We start from the raw sequence: 22,434 nt of genomic DNA, 5'->3' as shown, positions 1-22,434 counted from the left end.
AAAGTATGCATGAGGACTCGTCCGGGAGTACCCATCTTTGCTAGCATTTTCCCTGCCAATTTTTTAGAAATTAAGCAATTTTAAATGCTCTAACAAGGATTGTTGGAATATCCCCGTCAAGTCGAATTTCGGATTTCAGATTAAGCATATTTTCCTGAGGTTGGCCTTCGCTAAAATCCGTCGACAATATCTTACAGGTATTCATGTCAAACTAACATAGTTTTTTATTTTTAAATTATTAAATTTTTCGGCCCAACAGAATAAATACCACTGCATCTGGTAAAATCATCTTTGTTATTATTTAACGTTCGTTTAGCCGATATAAAAACAAAAATCTGTGTTTTACATCGAACTCGCGTTAAATAATTGTTTGCCTGCTAGTAATTTTGGGTAATAATTCCACACTGCCCTTATGGCCAAAGGATGTATTAATTAAATATGAGCACTATTACTACTCATCTCGAACTCGCTGTCTCCTATCTAAAACGAGGCGAGATCGTTGCTATACCTACCGAAACAGTTTATGGGCTTGCAGGAAATGCTGAGAATGAAGCAGCGATTAGAAAAATCTATGCAATTAAAAATAGGCCTCTTAGTCACCCTCTCATTATGCATGTTGCAGAAAATTGGGACTTATCCAAATGGGTACAATTTATCCCTGATTATGCACAGGCCCTAATTGAACACTTCTGGCCTGGCCCCTTAACACTGGTCATGAAAAGCAAACCGGGGCAAGTGAGTCCATTAATAACAGGGGGACAAGATACCGTGGCTTTGCGTTGTCCTAAACACCCAATTGCTCAAACGCTCTTAAAGCAACTTGGGGCCCCGCTAGTAGCACCCTCAGCAAATCCCTTCGGTAAAATTAGCCCCACAACGGCAGAGCATGTTCAGCATAGTTTTCAACAACAAGATTTACTAATTTTAGATGGGGGACGCTGTCAAATTGGAATTGAGTCAACCATCGTGGCAGCCATTGATCCCGACGGTTATCAAATCCTGCGCCCCGGACTTATTGATGAACTGGAACTTAATACCATTTTGCCAAACAAACAATTAAAAAACAGCAGCACTATTAGAGTGCCAGGAAAATTAGATAGCCATTATCAACCTGAAAAACCTCTCTATTGCTTTCCAGATAGTACCAGCCTGCTTGCTTTCTGCCAGCAGAGCACCAAACCTGTTTATGTGCTTGCCTTTGCCAATCTACCACAGCTTACCAGCGAACTGTTTTACCAATTTCCAGCCTCACCGGAAGACACTGCCTTTGAGCTTTATTACCAACTTCGGTATGCGGATCAATCACCTGCCTCTTGTATTGCCATTGAACTCCCACCCGAACAAGAACGCTGGCAAGGTATTAAAGAACGTATTTTTAAAGGCTGGACAAAAATGTTCGTAGCTGGCTTTGTAATAAACAGAATACACTCACTCATATCCCTATTAATCACTATTTGGTAATAAATAGACCAAAACCTGAGTCGGCATTACCTTATCACCTTTCTGGCAAAAAACATCCGCTACTGTACCATTAAAAGGCGCTTGAATTTCAGTTTCCATTTTCATGGCTTCCAGTACTAATAAAGTCTGTCCTTTAGTCACTTTATCACCAACAGTAACATTGACGCTGACAATGTTACCTGGCATAGCAACAGTAATGTCACCTGGCCCGGAAGGACGTTTAGCTGTAGTTGATAAGCTAGTTTCTTCTGCATCTTCAAGACTAATAATGACTTCCTCTGGTACACCATCAACCCATAAAAACAAGCTTGCTGGCCTTGCTCACGAGTTCCGTAGCCAGCAATTTTTATATGGTAGCTTTCGCCGTGCAAGGCAATATCAAACTCTGATAGTCTATCACTTGATGCTGGAGAACGACTGATTATTAAAGGTTCGGGTTGCAGAGTATTGGCCTTGCGCTGCTCTAAAAACTGCTTACCAATTTCAGGAAACATTGCATAAGAAAGAACATCTTCATCATTTTGGGCGAACTCGCTAATGTCTTCTCGTAGACGCTTTAATTCTTTGGGTAACAAATCGGCAGGCCTTACTTCGATCACCTCGGTATGCCCGATTGCTTTCTTACGCAAACTGGAATTGATTTTACCCGGTGCAGCACCGTATTTCCCTTGGCAATACAATTTGACTTCATTGGTTATCGTTTTGTAACGAATATCAGTCAATACATTCAAAACAGCCTGTGTGCCAACTATCTGTGATGTAGGTGTCACTAAAGGAGGATACCCCAGATCTTTACGGACTCGCGGAATTTCTTCATGTACAGCATCGATCTTGTCTAGGGCGTGTTGTTCTTTCAACTGACTATAGAGATTTGAAATCATTCCTCCTGGAACCTGATAGAGTTGTACCCTCGGATCAATATCACGCGCTTCACTTTCAAATTGCTGATATTTTTTGCGTATATCTTGAAAATAATCAGCAATTTCCAGCAATAAATTTAAATCAAGTCCTGTATCAAATTCGCTACCAGCCAAAGCAGCAACCAAAGGTTCCGTTGCAGGATGTGAAGCACCTCCGGAAAAAGATGAAATGGCGGTATCAATGTGCTGACAACCCGCTAATACTGCCTGGAAATGGCAGATACCAGCCAAACCGGAAGTAGCATGGGTATGTAAATGAATAGGTAACTGTGTTGCATCGGCTAGCGCTTGATATAATGTAACTGTTGCGGTTGGCGTAAGCAGACCTGCCATATCTTTGATAGCAATACTATCACAACCAATATCAGCAAAAGACTTCCCAATGTTTACGAAACTTTCCAGATTATGTACTGGGCTAGTGGTATAACAGATAGCCCCTTGTGCATGTTTTGTGCTTTAATGCTTTCTATCGCCACTCTTACATTACGTACATCATTTAAAGCATCAAAAACACGAAAAACATCTACACCATTTTTAGCAGCCAAACGTATAAAAGTCTGTACAACATCATCGGCATAGTGGCGGTAACCCAATAAATTCTGCCCACGCAAAAGCATTGATAGCTGCGTATTAGGTAACGCTTGACGTAATTGCTGAAGACGCAGCCAGGGATCTTCTTTTAAAAAACGCAAACAGGCATCGAACGTGGCTCCCCCCAAACTTCCATAGCCCAAAAACCAACCTGATCCATCTTCTTGCAGATTGGCAACATATCTTCGGTGCGCATACGTGTTGCAATTAAACATTGATGCGCATCTCGCAGGGTGACATCAGTGATATGTGTGACCATGGTTTGTTCAATCCCTTGCTTAATAGACGTCTTTCCAATTCGCTGCGATGGGAAATTGGAAAGGGGGCTAATACAGAATAATCTTAGAAAGATAACATAATTGGCTACACAGCGGTATTAAACTACTCATTAAAAATCTAACCACAAAATAGAAGACATCATGCCGACATCATGCCGATATCATCGAACATATGGACATTATTACAAAGTTCAGGCAGAATCGCTTCAATTTTGTGAAATTAACTCATAATGAAGAAAATACTCGTTTTGCATGGGCCAAATCTGAACCGCCTGGGAGTACGCGAGCCATCTATCTATGGCACAACTACTCTGGCAAAACTCGATGCTTTGCTCCATAAACAAGCAGTCGAGGCTGACATTGTGTTAACCAGCAAACAAAGTAATTCTGAAGCCGAGTTAATTGACATCATTCATCAAGCAGCCGATGACAAAGTTGATTACCTTATTATCAATCCAGCAGCCTTCACGCACACGAGTATCGCAATTCGTGATGCCTTGATAGCCGCATCAATTCCGTTTGTAGAAGTACACATTAGCAATATTTATGCGCGCGAAGCATTTCGTCATCATTCTTATTTTCTGATATCGCCCAAGGGGTTATCAGTGGACTGGGAGTTAGGGGTTATAGCTTGGCTCTGCAGGCAATTGTAGAAAAATTCAATTAATAGAGAGTTCTTATCGATGGATATTCGTAAAATCAAAAAATTGATCGAATTGTTGGAAGAAACCGGCATTTCAGAAATTGAAATCAAGGAAGGCGAGGAATCAGTACGTCTGAGCCGTCATAGCTATGCAATGGAAGCACCCGTACAAACACGTTATGTAGCACCACCATTACAACAACCCATACAGACTACTGCTATACCCACGCCTGTCAATAATGAAACTAAAGTGGAAAATAGCGTTTCAGGCCACAAAGTTCGCTCACCAATGGTAGGCACCATATATACTGCACCGTCTCCTGATGCTGCGCCCTTCGTTACAGTAGGCCAAACAGTGAAAACCGGTGATACCTTATGTATCGTTGAAGCAATGAAAATGTTTAACGAAATTGAAGCTGATCGAACCGGTACAGTGACCGCCATTCTTGTAAAAAATGGTGAACCAGTCGAATATGACCAACCCTTGTTTACTATAGAATAAGGGGTACATGGATGCTCAGTAAAATTGTTATCGCTAATCGTGGCGAAATCGCTCTTCGTATCCTGCGTGCTTGCAAAGAGCTTGGTATTCAAACGGTTGCCGTTCATTCAGACGTTGATAAAGATTTATTGCATGTGCGACTTGCTGATGAGACCGTTTGTATTGGTCCCGCTCCCTCAAAAGAAAGTTACTTGAATATTCCGCGTATTATATCTGCCGCGGAAATTACTGATGCTGTTGCCATTCATCCCGGTTACGGTTTTTGGCAGAAAATGCTGATTTTGCTGACATCGTCGAACAAAGCGGCTTTCGCTTTATCGGTCCACGCGGTGATACTATTCGCTTGATGGGTGATAAAGTCTCTGCCATTGCTGCCATGAAAAAGGCTGGAGTCCCCTGTGTACCTGGTTCTGATGGTCCTTTATTAGAAGATGATGCTCGTAACCTGCAATTAGGGCGTGACATTGGTTACCCAATCATTATTAAAGCAGCTGGCGGCGGCGGTGGTCGCGGTATGCGTGTTGTACACAGCGAAGCAAATCTCCTCAATGCAATTGCTTTAACGCGTAGTGAAGCAAAAGCTGCATTTAATAATGCAACGGTTTACATGGAAAAATTCCTGGAAAATCCTCGCCATGTTGAATTCCAGGTTTTAGGAGATGGTCAAGGTAATGCGATCCACTTGGGAGAACGTGATTGCTCTATGCAACGCCGTCACCAAAAAGTGATTGAAGAAGCACCAGCACCTGGAATTACACCTGCTTTACGTCAGGAAATTGGCGAATGCGTCGTCAATGCTTGCCGTGAATTAAAATATCGCGGTGCGGGTACTTTTGAATTCTTGTATCAGGATGGGTGCTTTTATTTTATTGAAATGAATACTCGTATCCAGGTTGAACATCCAGTAACCGAATTGATCACGGGTATTGATCTGATCAAAGAACAAATAAAAATTGCGAGTGATATCCCTTTTACCCTTAAACAAGAAGATATCAAGCTACAAGGCCACGCTGTCGAGTGCCGTATCAATGCTGAAGATGCAAAAACGTTCATGCCATCACCAGGTACCATAAGACTTTTACATCAACCCGGTGGTCCTGGCATTCGCTTTGATTCTCATGTCTACAGTAGCTATACTGTGCCACCGAATTATGATTCCATGATAGGTAAGTTGATTAGTTACGGTAAAACGCGGGAAGAAGCGTTCGCTAGAATGCGGAATGCGCTGGATGAAATTATCATTGATGGTATTAAGACTAACATTGAGTTGCATCATCGTATTTTGCGCGACAAAGCCTTCATAGAAGGGGGTACCAATATTCACTATCTGGAAAAAATGTTGAAGGAATAAGCTTGTGTGGTATCAACTACAGATCGAACAATGCCATCGTGATGAAGTGGAGTTACTCAGTGACGCGTTGGAAGAAACCGGCGCTTTATCTATCACTCTGACAGATAAAAATGACGAACCTGTACTAGAGCCAGAGCCTGGGACCACCCCTCTTTGGCCAGATGTCGTGATTAATGCTCTTTATGACGATGAACAAGATGCCGAGCAAGCAAAACTGCTCTTAGCGCCTCAACACCCTCATTTAGGTTTCAGCATTCAGCACCTGGCTGATCAAGACTGGGAACGTGCTTGGATGGATGATTTTAAACCTCAGCGTTTTGGCAAGAGATTATGGATTTGTCCCTCTTGGCTTGAGCCACCAGAACCTCAAGCAGTTAATTTGATTCTGGATCCTGGCTTGGCTTTTGGTACTGGAACTCATCCAACTACCTCTCTATGTTTAACTTGGCTTGAACAAGCCGATTTAAATAATAAAGCAGTGATTGATTATGGCTGCGGCTCAGGGATTCTGGCTCTCGCTGCTTTAAAGCTTGGTGCAGCAAAAGTACAAGCGGTTGATATTGACGAGCAAGCTTTGCAAGCAACCCAGAATAATGCCCTTACTAATGGCATAGACCAGCAACAATTGTATATCGGCTTTCCTCAAAGCCTACAAACACCAGCCGATTTGCTTATCGCTAATATTCTACTGGCACCGCTTATGACGTTAAGAAATACCTTTAAAGAATTACTTAATCCACATGGTATTCTGGTTGTTTCAGGGATTTTTAGAAGAACAAGCCTGTTCATTAATTGAAACTTATCAGGCTGATTTTACCCATTTATTAACACACAATCTGGATGGTTGGTCTTTGTTAGCCTTTGCACGCCGCTAGGGCCGTTACTGTTTCTACTATCTGATGACTATCACGCAAGCTGGTAAAATAGCCACTACCCTTTAAAGCCAGCCTGTAATTTTAGCGTTCGTTTCGTGGTATAAAAAGCATATAATGCCTCCTTTATATCGAACTCAATTAATTTTAGAGCCTACTATGACAACCGACTCTCAAATGATTTCTTTTATTCCCAAGCGGGCTTTGCTAAGCGTTTCTGACAAGCGTGGCATAGTGGAGCTTGCCAAAGTTTTACACGAACAGGGAATTGAGCTTGTTGCTACTGGGAATACCGCAGCCCTGCTTACTGAACATCACTTACCCGTTACCGAGGTCAGTGCATGCACAACCTTTCCAGAAATGCTGGATGGCCGCGTCAAAACCTTGCATCCAGCTATTCATGCAGGATTGTTGGCCCGTGATAGTCAAGATGATCACTGTCTAAATGAACACGGCATTCAACGTTTTGATCTACTGATTGTTAATTTATATCCCTTTGAACAAGTCATTAGTCATCATGATTGCGATTTTCAAAAAGCGATTGAAAATATAGATATCGGTGGCCCAGCCATGATTCGCTCAGCGGCTAAAAATCATGATCATGTTTTTGTTGTAGTAACACCTGATGACTATGAATTGCTGGCCAAATGCGTCCAGGCAAAGAAAGTTTTCGCCAATTGGGGGTTCAGTCTGGCAAAAAAGCCTTTGCCCACACGGCAGCCTATGATGCAGCAATTGCCAATTACCTTGGTACTTTGAATGATGAAAAGCACCCCTGTAGTTTCCCAACCGTCTTAACCTGTCAATTTAATAAACAATATGAACTGCGTTACGGAGAAAACCCTCACCAGCAAGCTGTCTTTTATATGGATAAAAACCCGCCAGCTGGTTCACTAGCTACCGCACAACTCATCCAGGGTAAACAATTATCCTATAATAATTTGCTTGACGCTGACGCTGCTTTTGATTGTGTTAAATCGTTTCCGGCCGAAACAAATACTTGTGTCATCGTTAAACATGGTAATCCTTGCGGCATTGCAATGGGAGATACCCCCCTTCTGGCTTATTTACGCGCTCAACAGACGGATCCTGTATCCGCTTATGGCGGTATTTTGGCCTTCAACCGATTATTAGATGAAGAAACTGTGCAAACCATTCTCGAAAAACAGTTTCTTGAAGTGCTCATTGCCCCTGCAATCAGTGATGCAGCAAAACTTATTTTGGCAACTAAGCCTGCTATTCGCGTACTCATAACAGGCGCATGGCAACATAGTCATGATTTTAAGTTAGATATGCGCCGAGTTGATGGTGGTTTATTGGTGCAGGAACACGATGATTTTATAGTCAACAGCGATGAATTTATAACCGTCACACAGAAAAAACCTTCGGAGCAACAAAAGCAGGATTTACTCTTCGCCTGGTTAGCAGTAAAACATGTAAAATCAAATGCCATAGTATTTGCTAAAAATAACGCAACCATAGGCATTGGAGCAGGCCAAACTAGCCGTGTAATGAGTACGCGTATCGCTTTATGGCAGGCAGAACAAGCCGGTTTTTCTACTCCGGATTCAGTCATGGCGTCTGATGCTTTTATCCCTTTTGCAGACAGTATTGAAATAGCGGCCCAGGCCGGAATAGCGGCTCTCATTCAACCAGGAGGCTCAATCAGGGACAAAGAAATGATTGCCGCAGCCGATGCAGCTGGAATCATCATGGTATTTACCGGCTATAGGCATTTTAAACATTAAAACAAACATAAGAAGGCAGTAGAGTGTTACTTTTATCGAGCTCTGCTGCCATCACTCGAAGGAAAACCGCCTTTTCGACAAAGATGTTGTATATCAACCTCAAGCGTAGTATCAATATCAATACGTTTCCCCTTTCCCTGCATATCCAGCAAAATGGCACTGTCTTGATCAGCGCAAATAAAAAACCGCAGCCGTTTGTTCCGTCATATCTTCTTGATTGACCAGAGGAAATGAGTAAATGGAAATCCAGATTTTCCAATTGGTCGACGAGGTGTTGGGCGGCAAAATAATGATCGGTACCAATCTCTACACCAAAGGTAACATTTTTGATGGTAAATACAGGAGAAAATAATCTATCTGACCATAAGTCTAAGGTTTCTAATAAAAGATTTTCGCCAGGTAAAGGTGTTTTACCCAAAAAAGCAACATCAGAAATAGGAGGCTCTTCTGATGCATCATCAGGACAACAAATTACCTCCAAACGTTGGCATTGTATTGAGGATAATGCGTTTAGGAATTCACTTTCAGACGTTAATTCCTTTGCCGTACTATTGTCATTAATACACAACAAATGGACCCCTCTTTTTATTAGTCTTAAACATTTGCCACTATAAAATACAGGAGTAACATTTTGCATATATACGGAAGGGATAAAATTTTCTGAATTAGACCGGCAGTAGCTTTTCTTATCAGTAGCCAATTTATCCACGTAAAGATAAATACTACCTGGAATCAAAATAATTTGAGGATATTGTGCACTTAATGCAACCATTTCGCGCGCGAAATAATCCAAGGCAAGTGATTGAGGCAGGCCTCTATGAGTTAACAACCCACATCCACTTTTCCAAAAATCCCCAGGACCTATAACTAGTGCGAGATGATCAGATTCCATGGAAGATTGAACAACCTCCAGGGTATGTTTGATTATATCTGCCACTTGAGTCAAAAGGGCTTGGGCTTGCGATTTTAAATCTAATGTCCTATTAATAACGGGTTCAAATCCTTTTGGTAAAAAGTAAACCCTTATTTCCATACACAACTCTACAGCAAACCACTATATAAATTATAGGCAAATAATCGTCGCTTTGTTTTATTTATAATAAATTGATTTCAAAAGAATTATTCAGAACGATGGTGTATTGCTGCGCTCACACTAGCCGAATAATACAATAGGGGCTGTTTAGATTTTTCGCTAGCTTTAGTGCTTATGGCTTGATTTTCTGTACTTCGCTGCTCACACATACTACGTGTGTATGTTCCTGCTGCAATGCTCAAATATCAAGCCCTAAGCGCCAAGATAATCGCTATGTAAACACCTATCAGTATTTGTCATGATCAAGTGCTTTGTATATATCCATAAATGTTGAAACCGAACTGATATTAATGGGAATATGTAATCGACGAGCAATATCACTCGCAGAAAAAATTCCACGAATATGATGTAATGTATTATCAATTACCAAGAAATGTTGGCTACCTTCGTTTTTAAGCGTTTCGACAATATCTTTAACTTTTGCTCTTTGTACATCATTAAAATCAATCGCTTTCAATTGATTACGAGGCGTCATAATTTCATTCACATAGATTTCACGCCGCTGGGTGTGGTGATGAACGCGCGACATAACTTTTTCACCAATTAAATCACTATAGGCAAGCGTCCCTACAAATTCTCCATCTTCTAAAACCAATTTCAATTTAACATGTGTTTTCTTCATTAAATCTTCAGCGGTAACCACATCAAGTGACTGTTCAATGACTAAAGGTTCTGTCTTTTTAAAATCAGTAAAGATATCCAATGCAGGAGAGTCCAGCGTTATTTCAAAAATCTCATCAGGAGTAATTAAGTGATCGATCTTATTAACATCACAGGTTTTCAAAATCATGGCTTTTCCTTGTACCTCAAAGAGAAATAAATACAACTGTTAGCCTCAAATATAGCAAGCTATCAAGGGTAGAATAATTTTTTAGTAAAAAAATCTATAAATTCAGTTAGATCAGGAATTGCTTCTTTTTCTCTTTACCAATTCACACGATTTGACAATATACCCACAAGGGTATATAAAAATTATAGAATGGAGAATTCCTATGTCAAATTACCCATCACATGAAAAACAAATTTCCCGTATCAATCGGGCTGTTGGTCAGCTGGAAGGCATTAAGCGCATGATTGAAGAGAAACGATATTGCGTAGAAATTATGTCTCAACTACGTGCAGCACGTAACGCTATTAAAACAATTGAGCTTGGCGTACTTGAAACACATATAGGACATTGTATCGCCGAAGCCTGTTGTACTGACAATGACGCAAACAAGGAAGAACGTATTCGTGAGCTTATTAATCTACTGCAAAAATATGAATAGGTGACCTATGAACCACAAACACCACTCTAAAGAGCCAGACAAAGTCACAACAGAAAAGAGTTGCCACCATCATCATTCTCATTCATCCCCAAAACCTGCTCAAAACCAGGGTCCAATTATTTATACATGTCCAATGCATGCAGAAATCCGTCAAGAAAAGCCTGGTAACTGCCCTATTTGTGGTATGGCGTTAGAGCCTGAAACCATTTCCGCAGACGAAGAGCATAATCCGGAATATCAGGATATGAATCGCCGATTCTGGATAGCTTTGGTACTTAGCCTACCAGTGTTCATACTGGCTATGAGTGAGCATCTACTCAATCAATGGCTATCAATTCGCCTCTCAATTTGGATCCAAATGATGATGGCTACACCCGTTGTCCTATGGTGTGGCTGGCCATTCTTTCAACGTGGCTGGCAGTCTCTTCAAACAGGTCATTTGAACATGTTTACCTTGATTGCTATAGGTACTGGTGTAGCCTGGGGTTATAGTGTGATTGCTACCCTCTTTCCTGGTCTTTTCCCTCCATCCTTTCACGATGAAGCAGGATTGGTTGCAGTTTATTTTGAAGCAGCTGCCGTAATTACTACCCTGGTTTTACTTGGCCAAGTATTGGAATTAAAAGCACGAGCCAAAACCGGCGGAGCTATTCGTGCCTTATTGCAATTATCTCCAGCTACGGCGCATCGTCTTGACGAACATGAGCAAGAAACTGAGATAGACCTTAGCGACATTATGGCAGGCGATTTATTGCGCGTGCGTCCAGGAGAAAAAATACCGGTCGACGGTGAAATAGTTAGCGGTACTAGTTACATTGATGAATCGATGATTACTGGTGAAGCGATACCCGTAGCTAAAGAAAAAGGTTCCCATGTTATTGGGGCCACTCTGAATCAGACAGGCAGCTTTATTATGAAAGCAATCCATGTTGGCCAAGATACGATGCTGGCTCGAATCGTTCAAATGGTTAGCGACGCACAGCGCAGCCGTGCGCCTATCCAACGCCTTGCTGATGCTGTCGCAGGCTGGTTTGTCCCCTCGGTGATCTTGATTGCCATTATCGCTGCAATTTGTTGGGCAATATGGGGCCCCCAACCTGCTTTCAGTTACGCTCTGATTGCTGCTGTTTCTGTACTCATTATTGCTTGCCCTTGTGCCTTAGGACTAGCCACGCCTATGTCAATTATGGTTGGCATTGGCAAAGGAGCAACTCATGGTGTACTTATTAAAAATGCCGATGCATTGGAACAGATGGAAAAAATAGACACGTTAATCGTTGATAAAACCGGAACACTCACTGAAGGTCGGCCAAAATTAACCAAAATCGTTGCTCTACCTCAATGGTCAGAGGATGAATTATTAGCTTTAGCAGCCGCCCTTGAAAATCATAGTGAACACCCGCTTGGACATGCGATTGTCATCGCCGCAAAGGAAAGGAATCTGTCTTTTTCACCTGTTACTGAATTTGAAGCAATCATTGGTAAAGGCGTTCAAGGATTGGTAAACGGCCGCCCTATTGCCATTGGTAATTTGAAATTAATGCCAGCATCGGAAAGCACTAATCAATCTCTGTTTGATGAGGCTGAGGCTCTACGTAGCGAAGGGGCTTCGGTGATGTTCATGGCAATAGAACATCAAATTGCCGCCATTCTGGCAGTCGCAGATCCTATTAAAACAACGACTCCGGCTGCAATTAATATTCTTCAGCAAGAAGGCATTGAAGTTGTCATGCTAACCGGCGACAGCCAAAAAACTGCAGAAGCCGTTGCTGCCAAACTTGGTATTACTCAAGTTGTCGCTGAAATCATGCCAGAAGATAAGAGCCGCATTGTAGCCGAATGGCAACAGAAAAATAGAGTTGTTGCTATGGCGGGTGACGGAGTAAATGATGCTCCGGCACTGGCAAAAGCTGATATTGGCATTGCGATGGGTACTGGTACGGATGTGGCTATAGAAAGCGCCGGTGTTACCTTGCTACACGGCGATTTACATGGCATTGTTAAAGCACGTCTTTTATCTAAAGCAACTATGCATAATATACGCCAAAATCTATTTTTTGCGTTTATTTATAATGCACTAGGCGTTCCAGTAGCTGCAGGTATCTTATATCCCATCATGGGCCTGCTCTTAAATCCTATGATTGCAGCAGCAGCCATGTCGCTTAGTTCGGTATCAGTCATCATTAATGCTCTGCGTTTGCGATGGAAAGAGTTATGAAAAATAAAATCTCTGCTCCCCAAGAGATTGGACAGCAGAAAATTATTGGCTAATTTATGAAAATAAGCGCTTACAGAAGGATTGTGTTCTTTATTTGCTTAATTTTTATAGTCCGAATTCCTTTAACCTTTGCATCGGGGCTAACCCTGGCTCAGCTAAGCAACCTTGCCATACAAAATAATAATGATTTAAAAGCTGCTCAATACAATATTAGCCTGGCACGCGCTCGTCTAGTGCAAGCTGGCTTATGGCCAAACCCAAGCTTGGCTCTGGGAAATACTGATGATCGCTTTTTTACCAATGAAGGGGAATACACAACAAGCATAGGATTCAATCAAGCGTTCCCTGTTTCCGGACGTATCGGTAAGAAAAAGAATTTGGCACGTGTTGATGTAGCACTTGCCATAACCGAAATAAAAAATGCCAAACGACTGTTAAAAGCCAAGGTGGCTGATAATTACTACGCCATTCTTATCACTGATCGCCGTTTAGAACAGTTGAATAATCTTCTCGCAATCAACCAGCAATTAATGCGAGTAACCCAAAATCGCTTTCAGGCAGCGGAAGTATCTGAACTGGATACCAACATTGCCAATCTGGAATACCAACGCATTTTGCAAGAAAAACAAATTTTAGATAGCTTACGTATTAGCCAAATAGCTCAACTTAACCAATTATTAGGCCAAGCAGCAACAACACCGTTATACCTGAATAAAACAGTACCACCAACAATACAGCTTCCAAGGTTGCCAGACTTACAAGCCACCGCTATACAGCAACGTCCTGAAATACGAATGGCCTGGTTAAATTTACATCGCGCACAAGCTGATCAACAACTTGCAAGGGCTGAACGCTGGGCTGACTGGACTATTGGTTTAGGGGTACAACAAAACAAAATAGCAGTGGAAGGAGCGCCAATACAAACCCCGGATCGCGCTTTAAGTATCAATCTGTCAATTCCATTTCCCTTATTTAATGCCAACCAAGGCCGTATTTTAGAAACAAGCACGGCCGGAACGCAAACGCTTATGCAGCTAAAAGCACTTAAACTAACCATTCAAACTGAAATAGCAAGTAGTTATGCCCAGGTACAGGCCTTGCAAACTGCCTTACAGCAATCACAGCAAGGACCATTAAAATTGACAGTACGCAATGTAGAGTTGGCAAGGAATGCTTATCGAAATGGGCAAATATCCTTATTAGAAGTCTTACAAGTACAGCGGCAACATAATGATTTACAGGTGGCTTATCTCAATATGTTGGAAAAATACACTCAAGCCTTAGTAAAACTATGTACAGCACTAGGCACTGATCAAAACAGTAAACTCTGTCCGTATTTATCTACGCCAAGGAATTTACATGGATCCTCAAAAACCTGCTAATTTTTGGCCTTATTGCCTACTCTTCTGCATCATTCTCCTGCAGCCCGCATCTATTTTTGCTCATGGTGAAAAAATTGAAATTTCAACCCATCCCACAGGACCGGTGTACTTAAATCAAGAACAGACCAACATCATTGATTTAAAATTGGCTACTGTAACCAAAAGAGCAATTGCTCAACGGTTAAGTTTAAATGGCGAAATCCAGTTATTACCCAATGCACAAGCTGATGTCAGCGTGAGAATAAATGGTAATGTCTCAGCGTTATATGCCAATCTGGGCGATAAAGTGAAACTGGGGCAGCCCTTAGTAAAAGTACAATCATTATTAATCGGCGATCCACCACCTAGCATCGTCATTAAAGCGCCGATGGGCAGGTATCATTGATGCACGCAATGTGAATCTCGGTCAAGCGATTGCTCCTAATACTGTGCTTTTTCATATTAGTAATCGCGCCCAGGTGATTACCGTAGCGAAAGTGTATGAGGAAGATTTAGGGAAAGTTAAAACTGGGCAAGAAGCCAAGGTTAAAGTACTCAGTTACCCCCAAAAACGCTTTACTGGAAAAGTGATCCTTATTGAGCCCAATCTCGACTCATTAACAAGAACAGTCAATATTCAGATCTTATTAGACAATCAGCAAGGACTGCTGAAACCGGGTATGTTTACTCGGGTATACCTTAGGTTAGCTCAAAAAGCGGAAGCGCTGACTATTCCCAATTCCGCAATCCTAGAAGCAAATAACGAAAAATTTGTCTTTAAACGGCAAGGTAATGCTTATGAGCGCGTTGTAGTCAAAACAGGCTTAAGTGATGAAACCTATACCGAAATTACTGCCGGCTTGGCCGCTGGCGATGAAGTAGTGATGCAAGGCAATCGACAACTTTACACCCTCTGGTTAACCGGTGGGAATAAAACTCAATCAACAAAGGATTCTCCCTAGATGTTTAATCGCCTAGTCGCATGGTCACTTGCTAACCGCCCTCTTGTACTAGCTATAACGTTAGTATTTTGTATCGCTGGTGGATTTACCCTGCAAAAAATGGCTGTCGATGTATTTCCTGAATTTGCCCCACCCCAGGTAGTAGTCCAAACAGAAGCACCAGGCATGACTCCTCAAGACGTAGAAGCACTTATTACTTACCCATTGGAAAGTGTGATTAATGGTACCCCAGGCGTCCTACATGTTCGCTCCAAAACATCCGTAGGACTTTCAACTATTATCGTTGTTTTTGATGATAAAACCGATATTTATCGTGACAGGCAATTAGTGAATGAACGCATTCAACAAGCGCTCAATCGATTACCTAATGGTATTAATCCTCCAGTGATGCTACCGGTCATTTCCGCTGTCGGTTGGATGCTTAAATATGCTCTGGTTAGCAACACTGTATCACCAGAAGAATTACGTACTATTTCTGACTGGACCATTCGACCTCGGATTCTTGCTTTAGGAGGGGTTGCCTCCGTGGTTTCCTTAGGCGGTGAAGTAAAACAGTATCAAGTCCGTTTAGACGCTTCCCGGATGCTGGCTTATGGCATCAGTGTAGAAGAAGTTCGTCAGGCACTGGAAAATACAAATCGCAATGTCCCTGGGGCATTTCTGCAAAAATCTGGTACTGAACTTGTTGTAGGGGCTATAGGACGAGTTAAGACCTTAGATGACATCAGAAAAACAATTATAACCACCAGAAAAGGTATTCCAATCACTATCGCGAATGTTGCAACAGTAACTTTCGGTGGAGAAATTAAGCGTGGTGACAGTGCGTTTAATACTGAACGTGCAGTCATTGGCACTATTTCAAAAACCTATGGCGCAGATACCTTAGCCACTACCCACAAAGTAGAAAAGGCATTGGCTGAAATCAAAGCAGCTCTTCCAGCTGGAGTAGAACTCTTTACCACTGTATTTAGACAAGCCAATTTCATTGAATCAGCAATTCGTAATTTAAGTATTGCTCTTTTGGAAGGCGCCTTGATCGTCATTTTAGTACTATTTATTTTTTAATGAATATACGTGCCTCGTTTATTACTTTTTATCAATGCCGGTCTCTTTCATAATTGGCATCCTCGTTCTCTATATTTTCGGCTTTGGCATTAATGCGATGACGCTTGGAGGTATTGCCATCGCTATTGGTGAAGTCGTTGATGATGGCATTATCACCGTTGAGAATGTAGTACGCCGTTTACGTTTAAATCGTTCATCTACAAAACCTTTTCCGACCATTAAAATTGTTTTTGATGCAGTTTGTGAAATTAGAAATTCCGTTGTCTATGCAACACTGATTATCAGTCTGGTATTTTTACCTATCTTTTTCTTTCAGGTGTTTCCGAACGAATTTTCAGCCCCTTGGCGATCGCTTATATTGCCTCTGTACTCGGTTCTCTAGTCGTGTCACTCACTATGGTACCTGCCTTATGTTATCTACTTTTAGTACGCCACAGTGAAAAACAGAGTGATGCTCAACAAGCAATGCCCTTGCGTACCTTAACTACAAAAGAACGATTACATGAAGAAAGCGTGGTTACGTTAGAAAATGACTCACAGGCAGAAACAGAAACTCGATTTGTCCTTTGGCTAAAGCATCATTTTCAGCGCTTATTGCATTGGGCGCTCAATCATTTTTGGGCTGTAACCAGCCTGGCAGGAGCCGCTTTTTTATCAGTATTAACTTTAATTCCATTTTTGGAACCTCCTTCTTACCTGAATTTCATGAAGGCAATTTTATTATAGCAATGACGACCCTACCAGGAACATCACTGGAGGAGTCCATGCGTTTAGGCACACAGGTGCGCAAAAAATTATTGAAATACCCCCAGGTGCTCTCTATTTCACAACGTGCAGGTCGTAGTGAATTAGATGAAGACGCTCTGCCGCCCAATGTCAGCGAATTCGATGTTAATCTTGATTTTGATAAAATAAAAACATGCCCCCAATTGAATTAATCAAAAATATCCGCCAGGATTTAGCGCAAATACCAGGCGCTGTTTTTAATGTGGGTCAATTTATTGCACACCGTATGGATGAGGTTCTTTCTGGTGTTCGAGCCCAAGTGGCAATTAAAATTTTTGGTGATAATTTAACAACTCTCAACGATTTGGGGCAATCTGTAGAAGGCTTATTAAAAAATTTACCCGGTGTGGTAGATATTAATAAAGAACAGCAAATTAACGTGCCGCAGCTAATTATCAAAATAGATCGGGAAAAAGCAGCCACCTATGGCATTAATATTGGACAGATTTCAGACGATGTCCAAACCCTATTGAATGGTGTTCGTGTCTCGAGTGTTCTTGAGGGGCAGCGTAGCTTTGATCTTTATGTTCGCCTCGCCCAGCCAGGGCGAGATAGTGTTAAAGCAGTACAGGACATGTTAATTGACGCACACGGCATTATTAATTCGGCAAGCAGTGAAAAATACCTTTACGTTCCGTGGCTCACATCTCAGAAGAAGAACAACCCTTTTAATTAATCGTGAGAATGTACAACGCATGGTTGTAGTCGGATTTAACGTACAAGGAAGAGATTTAGGTAGCGTAATACATGATGTAAAACAACAAATTAAAGATAAAATTAAACTACCTGCCGGTTATTTTATTCAATATGGCGGCCAGTTTGAGAGTCAGCAGCAGGCAACAAGGACCATTATGCTCTTGGGTAGCTTGGCAATTTTAGCAATGCTGGTATTGTTGTATAAAGCGTTTGGAACGCTGCGTGAAGCACTCCTGGTGCTCTTTAATTTACCCCTCGCACTCATTGGTGGCGTCTTATCGCTTTTCATTGCTAGTGGTCAACTTAGTGTGGCAGCACTGATTGGCTTTATTACACTCTTTGGTATTGCCGCCAGAAATGGTATTATTTTGATCAGCCATTACAATCAATTACGACGAGAAGGCCACAGTATACAAGACGTTGTCGTGCAAGGAACGATTGATCGCTTGATTCCGGTTTTAATGACTGCCGCTACAGCAACATTAGGCTTAATTCCTTTATTATGGGGCTCACCTGTCGGCAAGGAATTAGAAAGGCCTTTAGCACAAGTATTACTGGGAGGACTTGTTACTTCAACTGTCTTAAATATGTTCGTTGTTCCAACAGTGTACAACACTGTGGAATTATGGCGAGAAAAACGGTTGAAGAAATAGATTGTCTTGATTGTGATAACATTGTTTTATCGCTATTGGTGATAAAGATAGTTGTATTTGGAGTGTTAAAAGTGAAACGTTTTATCCATAAGATCTTCAATAAATCTTTTATTTCAATTCTGGTAGTGAGTTTTTCTATTCACCCTTTATTTGCTGATGGAAACCATCAACACAACACTATGAATCCTGCACATCATGCGCATCCAACCAGACAGAATTTACCGTCTATCAAGCTAACTGTCCAAAAAATCCTTGCAAAAGGAGAACAACAACTTGTTACTATTAAATTAACTGATATTCAAAATAATCAACCAATTACTCTGGAAGATTTAAAGGAAGTCCATACCCAAAAAATACACTTGTTGATTATTGATGATAACTTAAGCGATTATACCCATACTCATCCGCAAGCAACCGATCAAGCTGGTGTTTATCAATTTACATGGCACCCAACACAAAAAATACCACTTACCGCATTTGGGTGGATCTAGTGCCAACAAAAACTAACCGACAAGAATATGTAATTAGTAATTTGCTTCATGCCCCGCAAAGCGCGATAAGAAAAACTCACCACCTCTCCAACGAAAGCACTGTTGATGGCTACACATTCAAGCTATCCTTTGATCAAAAGCAATTGGAAGTAGGAAAACCAGCCATGGGAACAATTCATATCACAGATACAAAAGGTAATCCTGTCCGCTCTTTGGAACCAGTCATGGGGGCTTACGCTCATATTGTGGGTTTTAACGACGATTTTAAAACCGTTGTTCACATCCACCCGATGGGTACCGAACCGCAGAAAAATTCCGACCGCGGTGGCCCTGAATTACAATTCCACATTGTTCCTGAAAAAGTCGGTTTTGTTAAACTGTATGCCCAGGTGAAAATTAGAGGCAAAGAATTATTTGTTCCCTTTGGTATTAAGATTTATAGACCCTGATATTTTAAGAAAGCATTTGGGTATTCAACAGGTAACAGTCGTTATAAGTGAATACCCTATCCATTTAGCCAATGTGAAGTGATTCTTGAAGAAAGGACTCTTCTTCCTCTACAGAAGACGCCATAGCATGCTCAAGCAAACTGTAGGGATCTATCCCCATCTCCACAACCATTGACATTAGCCGGGCAAGCTCTTCTTTTAGTGCTTGCTGTTCGATAGTAAGACGAGAATAATTGTCTTGAAGCTCTTTATTTTTATCTGTATTTTCTGCTAATGAAGCTTGTAGCTCTTGGATATACTCTTTCTTATGAATTCGTGAATTGCGCGCAGATAAGAGGTTGGACAAACGCCTAAGTTCTTGTTTCTCTTCTATAGAAAGAGAGTTCTTTCTTGCTTTTAAACGTTGAACTTTTTGTTCATAAAGCGTGTATTTATCACTTCCGTTACTAGTTTCACCCGTTTTTTCTGGTAAGGGAAAGAAAGGGAGAGTGCCTACTAAACTACTGTATGGAGCAGGGCTATCCATCTTATTATTCCTTACAGTACTGGATGGCTGCTGTGAAAAAAGATGCTCTCAGGATTGAAGCCAGTATTTATAGGCAGCGGTTCTTCTAATTGAAGTCCAGCGGTTTCTTGTTCTACTAATTCGTCCTCCTCCATTTGGGGAGCAGGTAATACAAGATCTGGCAAATAAGACGCCGCATACTCTGCTGTAACAATAGGGGCTAATAATCGTTGTTGATCACGATAACTCTTGCAATAGTCTTCCCATATTTCGTTGAGATTTCTGGAGTAGAAGAAGGGTTTTCAATTCGCCTATCAGAAATTCTAAGCGGTATTTTGTAAATTAGTGAGAGCAACCAAGGTTTCTTTGTTAGGGTACTCATAAGGATAGATATCAAGAAAAGTGGCTAAAAGCCCTTGTATCGCCTGTTGTCCTTGATAAAAATCAAGCATTTTATTTCCTTCAATGATTAGATAAAGCGGAGCAGTCTAACAAGCAAAAATTAAGGAACTCTTAAGTAAACATATTTATGTTTTCATTACCACATGGTCTGCAAATCATCTCCTTGATCCGGTGGCTGCGTCTTTTGATTTTTCTTTAAGAAGATCGTCTTTCATTTGTTTACATTTTTCTTTCGGATCAATTTTTTCAACTTGAACTGGAGCAATTACTTTAACTGCTTCATCCCTAATATCGCGAATAGCAGAAGTAATAAGATTACCGAGAGGTTTTAGTCCAAAGCTATTTTTATAGCAAAACCAATTCCCTCAAGACCATAAGCAACTGCTGATGCAAGACCTTTGAGAGGGTTCATGCCCACTTTTCCTATAACGTCATTACACCGTTTACCAAAATCTTGCAACGCTGTACCCACAAACGATAAGGCACCACCACCAAGATGGCCTAAGCTAAAAGCAAAATCAACTGACGTCTTAAGCAAACTAAGCGAAGAATAAATAAAATCAGCCATTAACATACGTGGTACGGATGTGTGTTTCACTTCAAACGTACGATCATGTTTCGCTAATAAACCACCTAACATACGAGGTAACTGGCTATTACTTGTTGCTTCCGTCAAATGTTTATAATGTTCTTCAACTTTATTCAAAACTTTCTCATATTTATCTTGCGGCGAACCAGGTTCATTCTCGATGATGTTTTTCACTTCATTACGTAACGCTTGTGCCTTATCAGCCTGGCTTCTTTGTGAAAAAGCGAGTAATTCCGATTTTTCTCGCTCATATTTAAAGGTAAGACGATAAACATCTTTTTCAAGAGCCTCCAACTTAGCGACATCAGGATCAGGATTTTTCGCACTCTCTGGCAGCATGTCAGGGAACATTTGCCTTACTGTAGAGCAAGGTTCTATACAGTGTAAACCGCCAGGTTCACCTACAGTGGGTTCTTGACGTTCATCCAAACCAACCCCACGCGCACTCAAACGAGCAAAAAGCGCTGGATCCTCCTCTTTTAATTGCTTTAATTCGTTAATAACGTCTTCTGCCGTAGAGGCACTGTCATTAGGAAAGCGGGGATCTTTCTGATTCTGCTCAAATAAATAATTAAATGCTTTAGGGTAAGATACTTTAAACAACTCCCGCTCGAGTTGATTGACAAAGAAATCGGAATTTTTTACGTAAAAATCAAGATGATTATTCAAGCTTCTAACATCTCTAGGCACGGGTATTCCATCTACAAGCTTCACTGTTTTACCCGATTTCAAATAAGCCCCCCGTTCTTGATGATGTTGACCAAATATCTTCAACATCTCTTTACTTTGCGTTTCGGGAGGAAATTGCGATATATCAGAATAAGGATTCCCTGCTTTCTTTGGATCGCTGGTAACCATCTGCGGCATTTTGCCATCTTTAAAGGTCGTACCATGTTGAGTTAAAAATTGGTAAAGAGAATGCCACATAATTTTTGCACCACTCTGCATGCCATCATTCTTGGTCTTTGTCGTATCAGAATGATTACCATACATAGGAAGCATAGATACAGTGGTATTTGGTGAAGCAATAATAGCCCGTGTCATATCTTGTGGCTTGAAATCGCGACGCATTTCATCAGTTTGTAATACGGCTACATAATTCTTCACATTATCCGGGATTACTCTCCTATTCATTACACCTTTGTCACTCATCCCAGCAACAGGATCCATAGCAAAAATATTAATCTCTAAATTCTTTAATTTATTTAGAACGTCGAGCCCTTTTGAATTTAAGCGATCTTTATTTGCTTCTAGATCTGATTCCAATTTCTTCAACCGATTGGCAGTCTCGATACAAGTCACCGAACCACGGCTAAAACCGGTTAAATTAAGGGTATTTTTATCATCATTTTGTTGAAGTAACCATTTTACAACGTCCTTTACCGATTCTTTTGCATTGGGTGTAACTTCTTTACCCAACATTTTTGGCCCTTCTCGTACAAATTTCTCGCCTGTACAAGCCTCTGAAAATTGAGAGATAATGTTCTTCTTCTTCATGGTACTTTTTTCACCAGTACCAAAGCAAAAACC

At 41.2% G+C, this 22,434-nt stretch carries 19 protein-coding genes and 6 pseudogenes; 15 read left to right on the top strand and 10 right to left on the bottom strand.

Features of this window, described 5'->3' with window-relative positions; genetic code table 11:
* The first annotated feature begins 438 nt into the window (after positions 1-438).
* Entirely contained in the window at positions 439-1,461 is a 1,023-nt protein-coding gene (locus BN58_RS06155; RefSeq protein ID WP_019216084.1) for an L-threonylcarbamoyladenylate synthase, read from the top strand.
* On the opposite strand, the gene BN58_RS33105 is transcribed toward BN58_RS06155, so the two are convergent.
* The 4 genes from BN58_RS33105 to BN58_RS33085 are packed head-to-tail and all read right to left on the bottom strand — an operon-like array spanning position 1,444 to position 3,231.
* The gene (locus tag BN58_RS33105) at positions 1,444-1,602 is read right to left on the bottom strand and encodes an acetyl-CoA carboxylase biotin carboxyl carrier protein subunit (protein ID WP_019216083.1); all 159 of its coding nucleotides are present in this window, start codon (positions 1,600-1,602) and stop codon (positions 1,444-1,446) included. The genes BN58_RS06155 and BN58_RS33105 overlap by 18 nt on opposite strands.
* Complete coding sequence (locus BN58_RS33095) at positions 1,599-2,783, bottom strand: pyruvate carboxylase subunit B (RefSeq protein WP_408605467.1); 1,185 nt, start codon at positions 2,781-2,783, stop codon at positions 1,599-1,601. Before BN58_RS33095 ends, BN58_RS33105 begins: the two co-directional genes overlap by 4 nt.
* Positions 2,768-3,115 carry a hypothetical protein gene (locus BN58_RS33090; protein WP_232220392.1) on the bottom strand — a complete coding sequence of 116 codons (348 nt, stop codon included), beginning with the start codon at positions 3,113-3,115 and terminating at the stop codon, positions 2,768-2,770. The genes BN58_RS33095 and BN58_RS33090 overlap by 16 nt, the downstream gene beginning before the upstream one ends.
* Positions 3,061-3,231 carry a hypothetical protein gene (locus tag BN58_RS33085; RefSeq protein ID WP_232220391.1) on the bottom strand — a complete coding sequence of 57 codons (171 nt, stop codon included), beginning with the start codon at positions 3,229-3,231 and terminating at the stop codon, positions 3,061-3,063. The genes BN58_RS33090 and BN58_RS33085 overlap by 55 nt, the downstream gene beginning before the upstream one ends.
* Before the next feature lie 249 nt (positions 3,232-3,480).
* Between BN58_RS33085 and aroQ the strand changes: the two are divergent.
* From aroQ to purH, 5 genes and pseudogenes are all read left to right on the top strand, one after another.
* A pseudogene (gene aroQ, locus BN58_RS22625) lies at positions 3,481-3,917 on the top strand (type II 3-dehydroquinate dehydratase).
* A 16-nt stretch (positions 3,918-3,933) separates the two neighbouring features.
* Positions 3,934-4,395, top strand: a complete 462-nt coding sequence (gene accB, locus BN58_RS06140; RefSeq protein ID WP_019216082.1) for an acetyl-CoA carboxylase biotin carboxyl carrier protein — start codon at positions 3,934-3,936, stop codon at positions 4,393-4,395.
* A gap of 11 nt (positions 4,396-4,406) precedes the next feature.
* Positions 4,407-5,746, top strand: a pseudogene (gene accC / locus BN58_RS22620) (acetyl-CoA carboxylase biotin carboxylase subunit).
* Between the two features lie 4 nt (positions 5,747-5,750).
* A pseudogene (prmA, locus tag BN58_RS22615) lies at positions 5,751-6,621 on the top strand (50S ribosomal protein L11 methyltransferase).
* 156 nt (positions 6,622-6,777) lie between these two features.
* Positions 6,778-8,366 (top strand): annotated as a pseudogene (purH, locus tag BN58_RS22610) (bifunctional phosphoribosylaminoimidazolecarboxamide formyltransferase/IMP cyclohydrolase).
* Here purH and BN58_RS06120 read toward each other — a convergent pair.
* Positions 8,356-9,399 (bottom strand): hypothetical protein, encoded by a 1,044-nt coding sequence (locus BN58_RS06120; protein ID WP_019216079.1) that lies wholly within the window; start codon positions 9,397-9,399, stop codon positions 8,356-8,358. The pseudogene purH and the gene BN58_RS06120 sit on opposite strands and share 11 nt — an antisense overlap.
* A 286-nt stretch (positions 9,400-9,685) precedes the next feature.
* Positions 9,686-10,249 carry a CBS domain-containing protein gene (locus BN58_RS06115; protein ID WP_040916201.1) on the bottom strand — a complete coding sequence of 188 codons (564 nt, stop codon included), beginning with the start codon at positions 10,247-10,249 and terminating at the stop codon, positions 9,686-9,688.
* Positions 10,250-10,451: 202 nt separating this feature from the next.
* On the opposite strand from BN58_RS06115, the gene BN58_RS06110 reads away from it, so the two are divergent.
* The 9 genes and pseudogenes from BN58_RS06110 (at position 10,452) to BN58_RS36850 (ending at position 19,408) form a co-directional block, all read left to right on the top strand.
* The gene (locus BN58_RS06110; protein ID WP_019216077.1) at positions 10,452-10,727 is read left to right on the top strand and encodes a metal-sensitive transcriptional regulator; all 276 of its coding nucleotides are present in this window, start codon (positions 10,452-10,454) and stop codon (positions 10,725-10,727) included.
* A 7-nt stretch (positions 10,728-10,734) separates the two neighbouring features.
* Positions 10,735-12,945: a copper-transporting P-type ATPase gene (locus BN58_RS06105; protein ID WP_019216076.1), complete on the top strand. Its 2,211-nt coding sequence runs from the start codon at positions 10,735-10,737 to the stop codon at positions 12,943-12,945.
* A gap of 56 nt (positions 12,946-13,001) precedes the next feature.
* Complete coding sequence (locus BN58_RS06100; protein ID WP_026069297.1) at positions 13,002-14,327, top strand: TolC family protein; 1,326 nt, start codon at positions 13,002-13,004, stop codon at positions 14,325-14,327.
* Positions 14,305-15,268 (top strand): annotated as a pseudogene (locus tag BN58_RS22605) (efflux RND transporter periplasmic adaptor subunit). Before BN58_RS06100 ends, BN58_RS22605 begins: the two are co-directional and overlap by 23 nt.
* Positions 15,269-17,271 (top strand): annotated as a pseudogene (locus BN58_RS37580) (efflux RND transporter permease subunit).
* The gene (locus BN58_RS37575) at positions 17,253-17,795 is read left to right on the top strand and encodes an efflux RND transporter permease subunit (RefSeq protein ID WP_026069293.1); all 543 of its coding nucleotides are present in this window, start codon (positions 17,253-17,255) and stop codon (positions 17,793-17,795) included. Before BN58_RS37580 ends, BN58_RS37575 begins: the two are co-directional and overlap by 19 nt.
* Before the next feature lie 19 nt (positions 17,796-17,814).
* Positions 17,815-18,468, top strand: a complete 654-nt coding sequence (locus BN58_RS37570; protein ID WP_026069292.1) for an efflux RND transporter permease subunit — start codon at positions 17,815-17,817, stop codon at positions 18,466-18,468.
* Positions 18,441-18,959: a hypothetical protein gene (locus tag BN58_RS36855; RefSeq protein ID WP_332247934.1), complete on the top strand. Its 519-nt coding sequence runs from the start codon at positions 18,441-18,443 to the stop codon at positions 18,957-18,959. The genes BN58_RS37570 and BN58_RS36855 overlap by 28 nt, the downstream gene beginning before the upstream one ends.
* Complete coding sequence (locus BN58_RS36850) at positions 18,959-19,408, top strand: hypothetical protein (protein ID WP_332247933.1); 450 nt, start codon at positions 18,959-18,961, stop codon at positions 19,406-19,408. The genes BN58_RS36855 and BN58_RS36850 overlap by 1 nt, the downstream gene beginning before the upstream one ends.
* A gap of 64 nt (positions 19,409-19,472) precedes the next feature.
* On the opposite strand, the gene BN58_RS06055 is transcribed toward BN58_RS36850, so the two are convergent.
* The 4 genes from BN58_RS06055 to BN58_RS22590 all read right to left on the bottom strand — a co-directional run.
* Positions 19,473-19,934 (bottom strand): bZIP transcription factor, encoded by a 462-nt coding sequence (locus BN58_RS06055; protein ID WP_019216074.1) that lies wholly within the window; start codon positions 19,932-19,934, stop codon positions 19,473-19,475.
* Between the two features lie 11 nt (positions 19,935-19,945).
* Positions 19,946-20,098 carry a hypothetical protein gene (locus BN58_RS30605; protein ID WP_019216073.1) on the bottom strand — a complete coding sequence of 51 codons (153 nt, stop codon included), beginning with the start codon at positions 20,096-20,098 and terminating at the stop codon, positions 19,946-19,948.
* 138 nt (positions 20,099-20,236) lie between these two features.
* Complete coding sequence (locus BN58_RS35830; RefSeq protein WP_019216072.1) at positions 20,237-20,365, bottom strand: hypothetical protein; 129 nt, start codon at positions 20,363-20,365, stop codon at positions 20,237-20,239.
* 278 nt (positions 20,366-20,643) lie between these two features.
* Positions 20,644-22,434, bottom strand: a 1,791-nt coding sequence (locus tag BN58_RS22590) for a DUF5621 domain-containing protein (protein ID WP_040916199.1), incomplete at its 5' end; no start/stop codon positions are given.

The sequence above is a fragment of the Legionella tunisiensis genome (assembly GCF_000308315.1).
GTDB classification, from domain to species: domain Bacteria; phylum Pseudomonadota; class Gammaproteobacteria; order Legionellales; family Legionellaceae; genus Tatlockia; species Tatlockia tunisiensis.
This window is presented reverse-complemented; position numbering and strand designations above follow the sequence as displayed.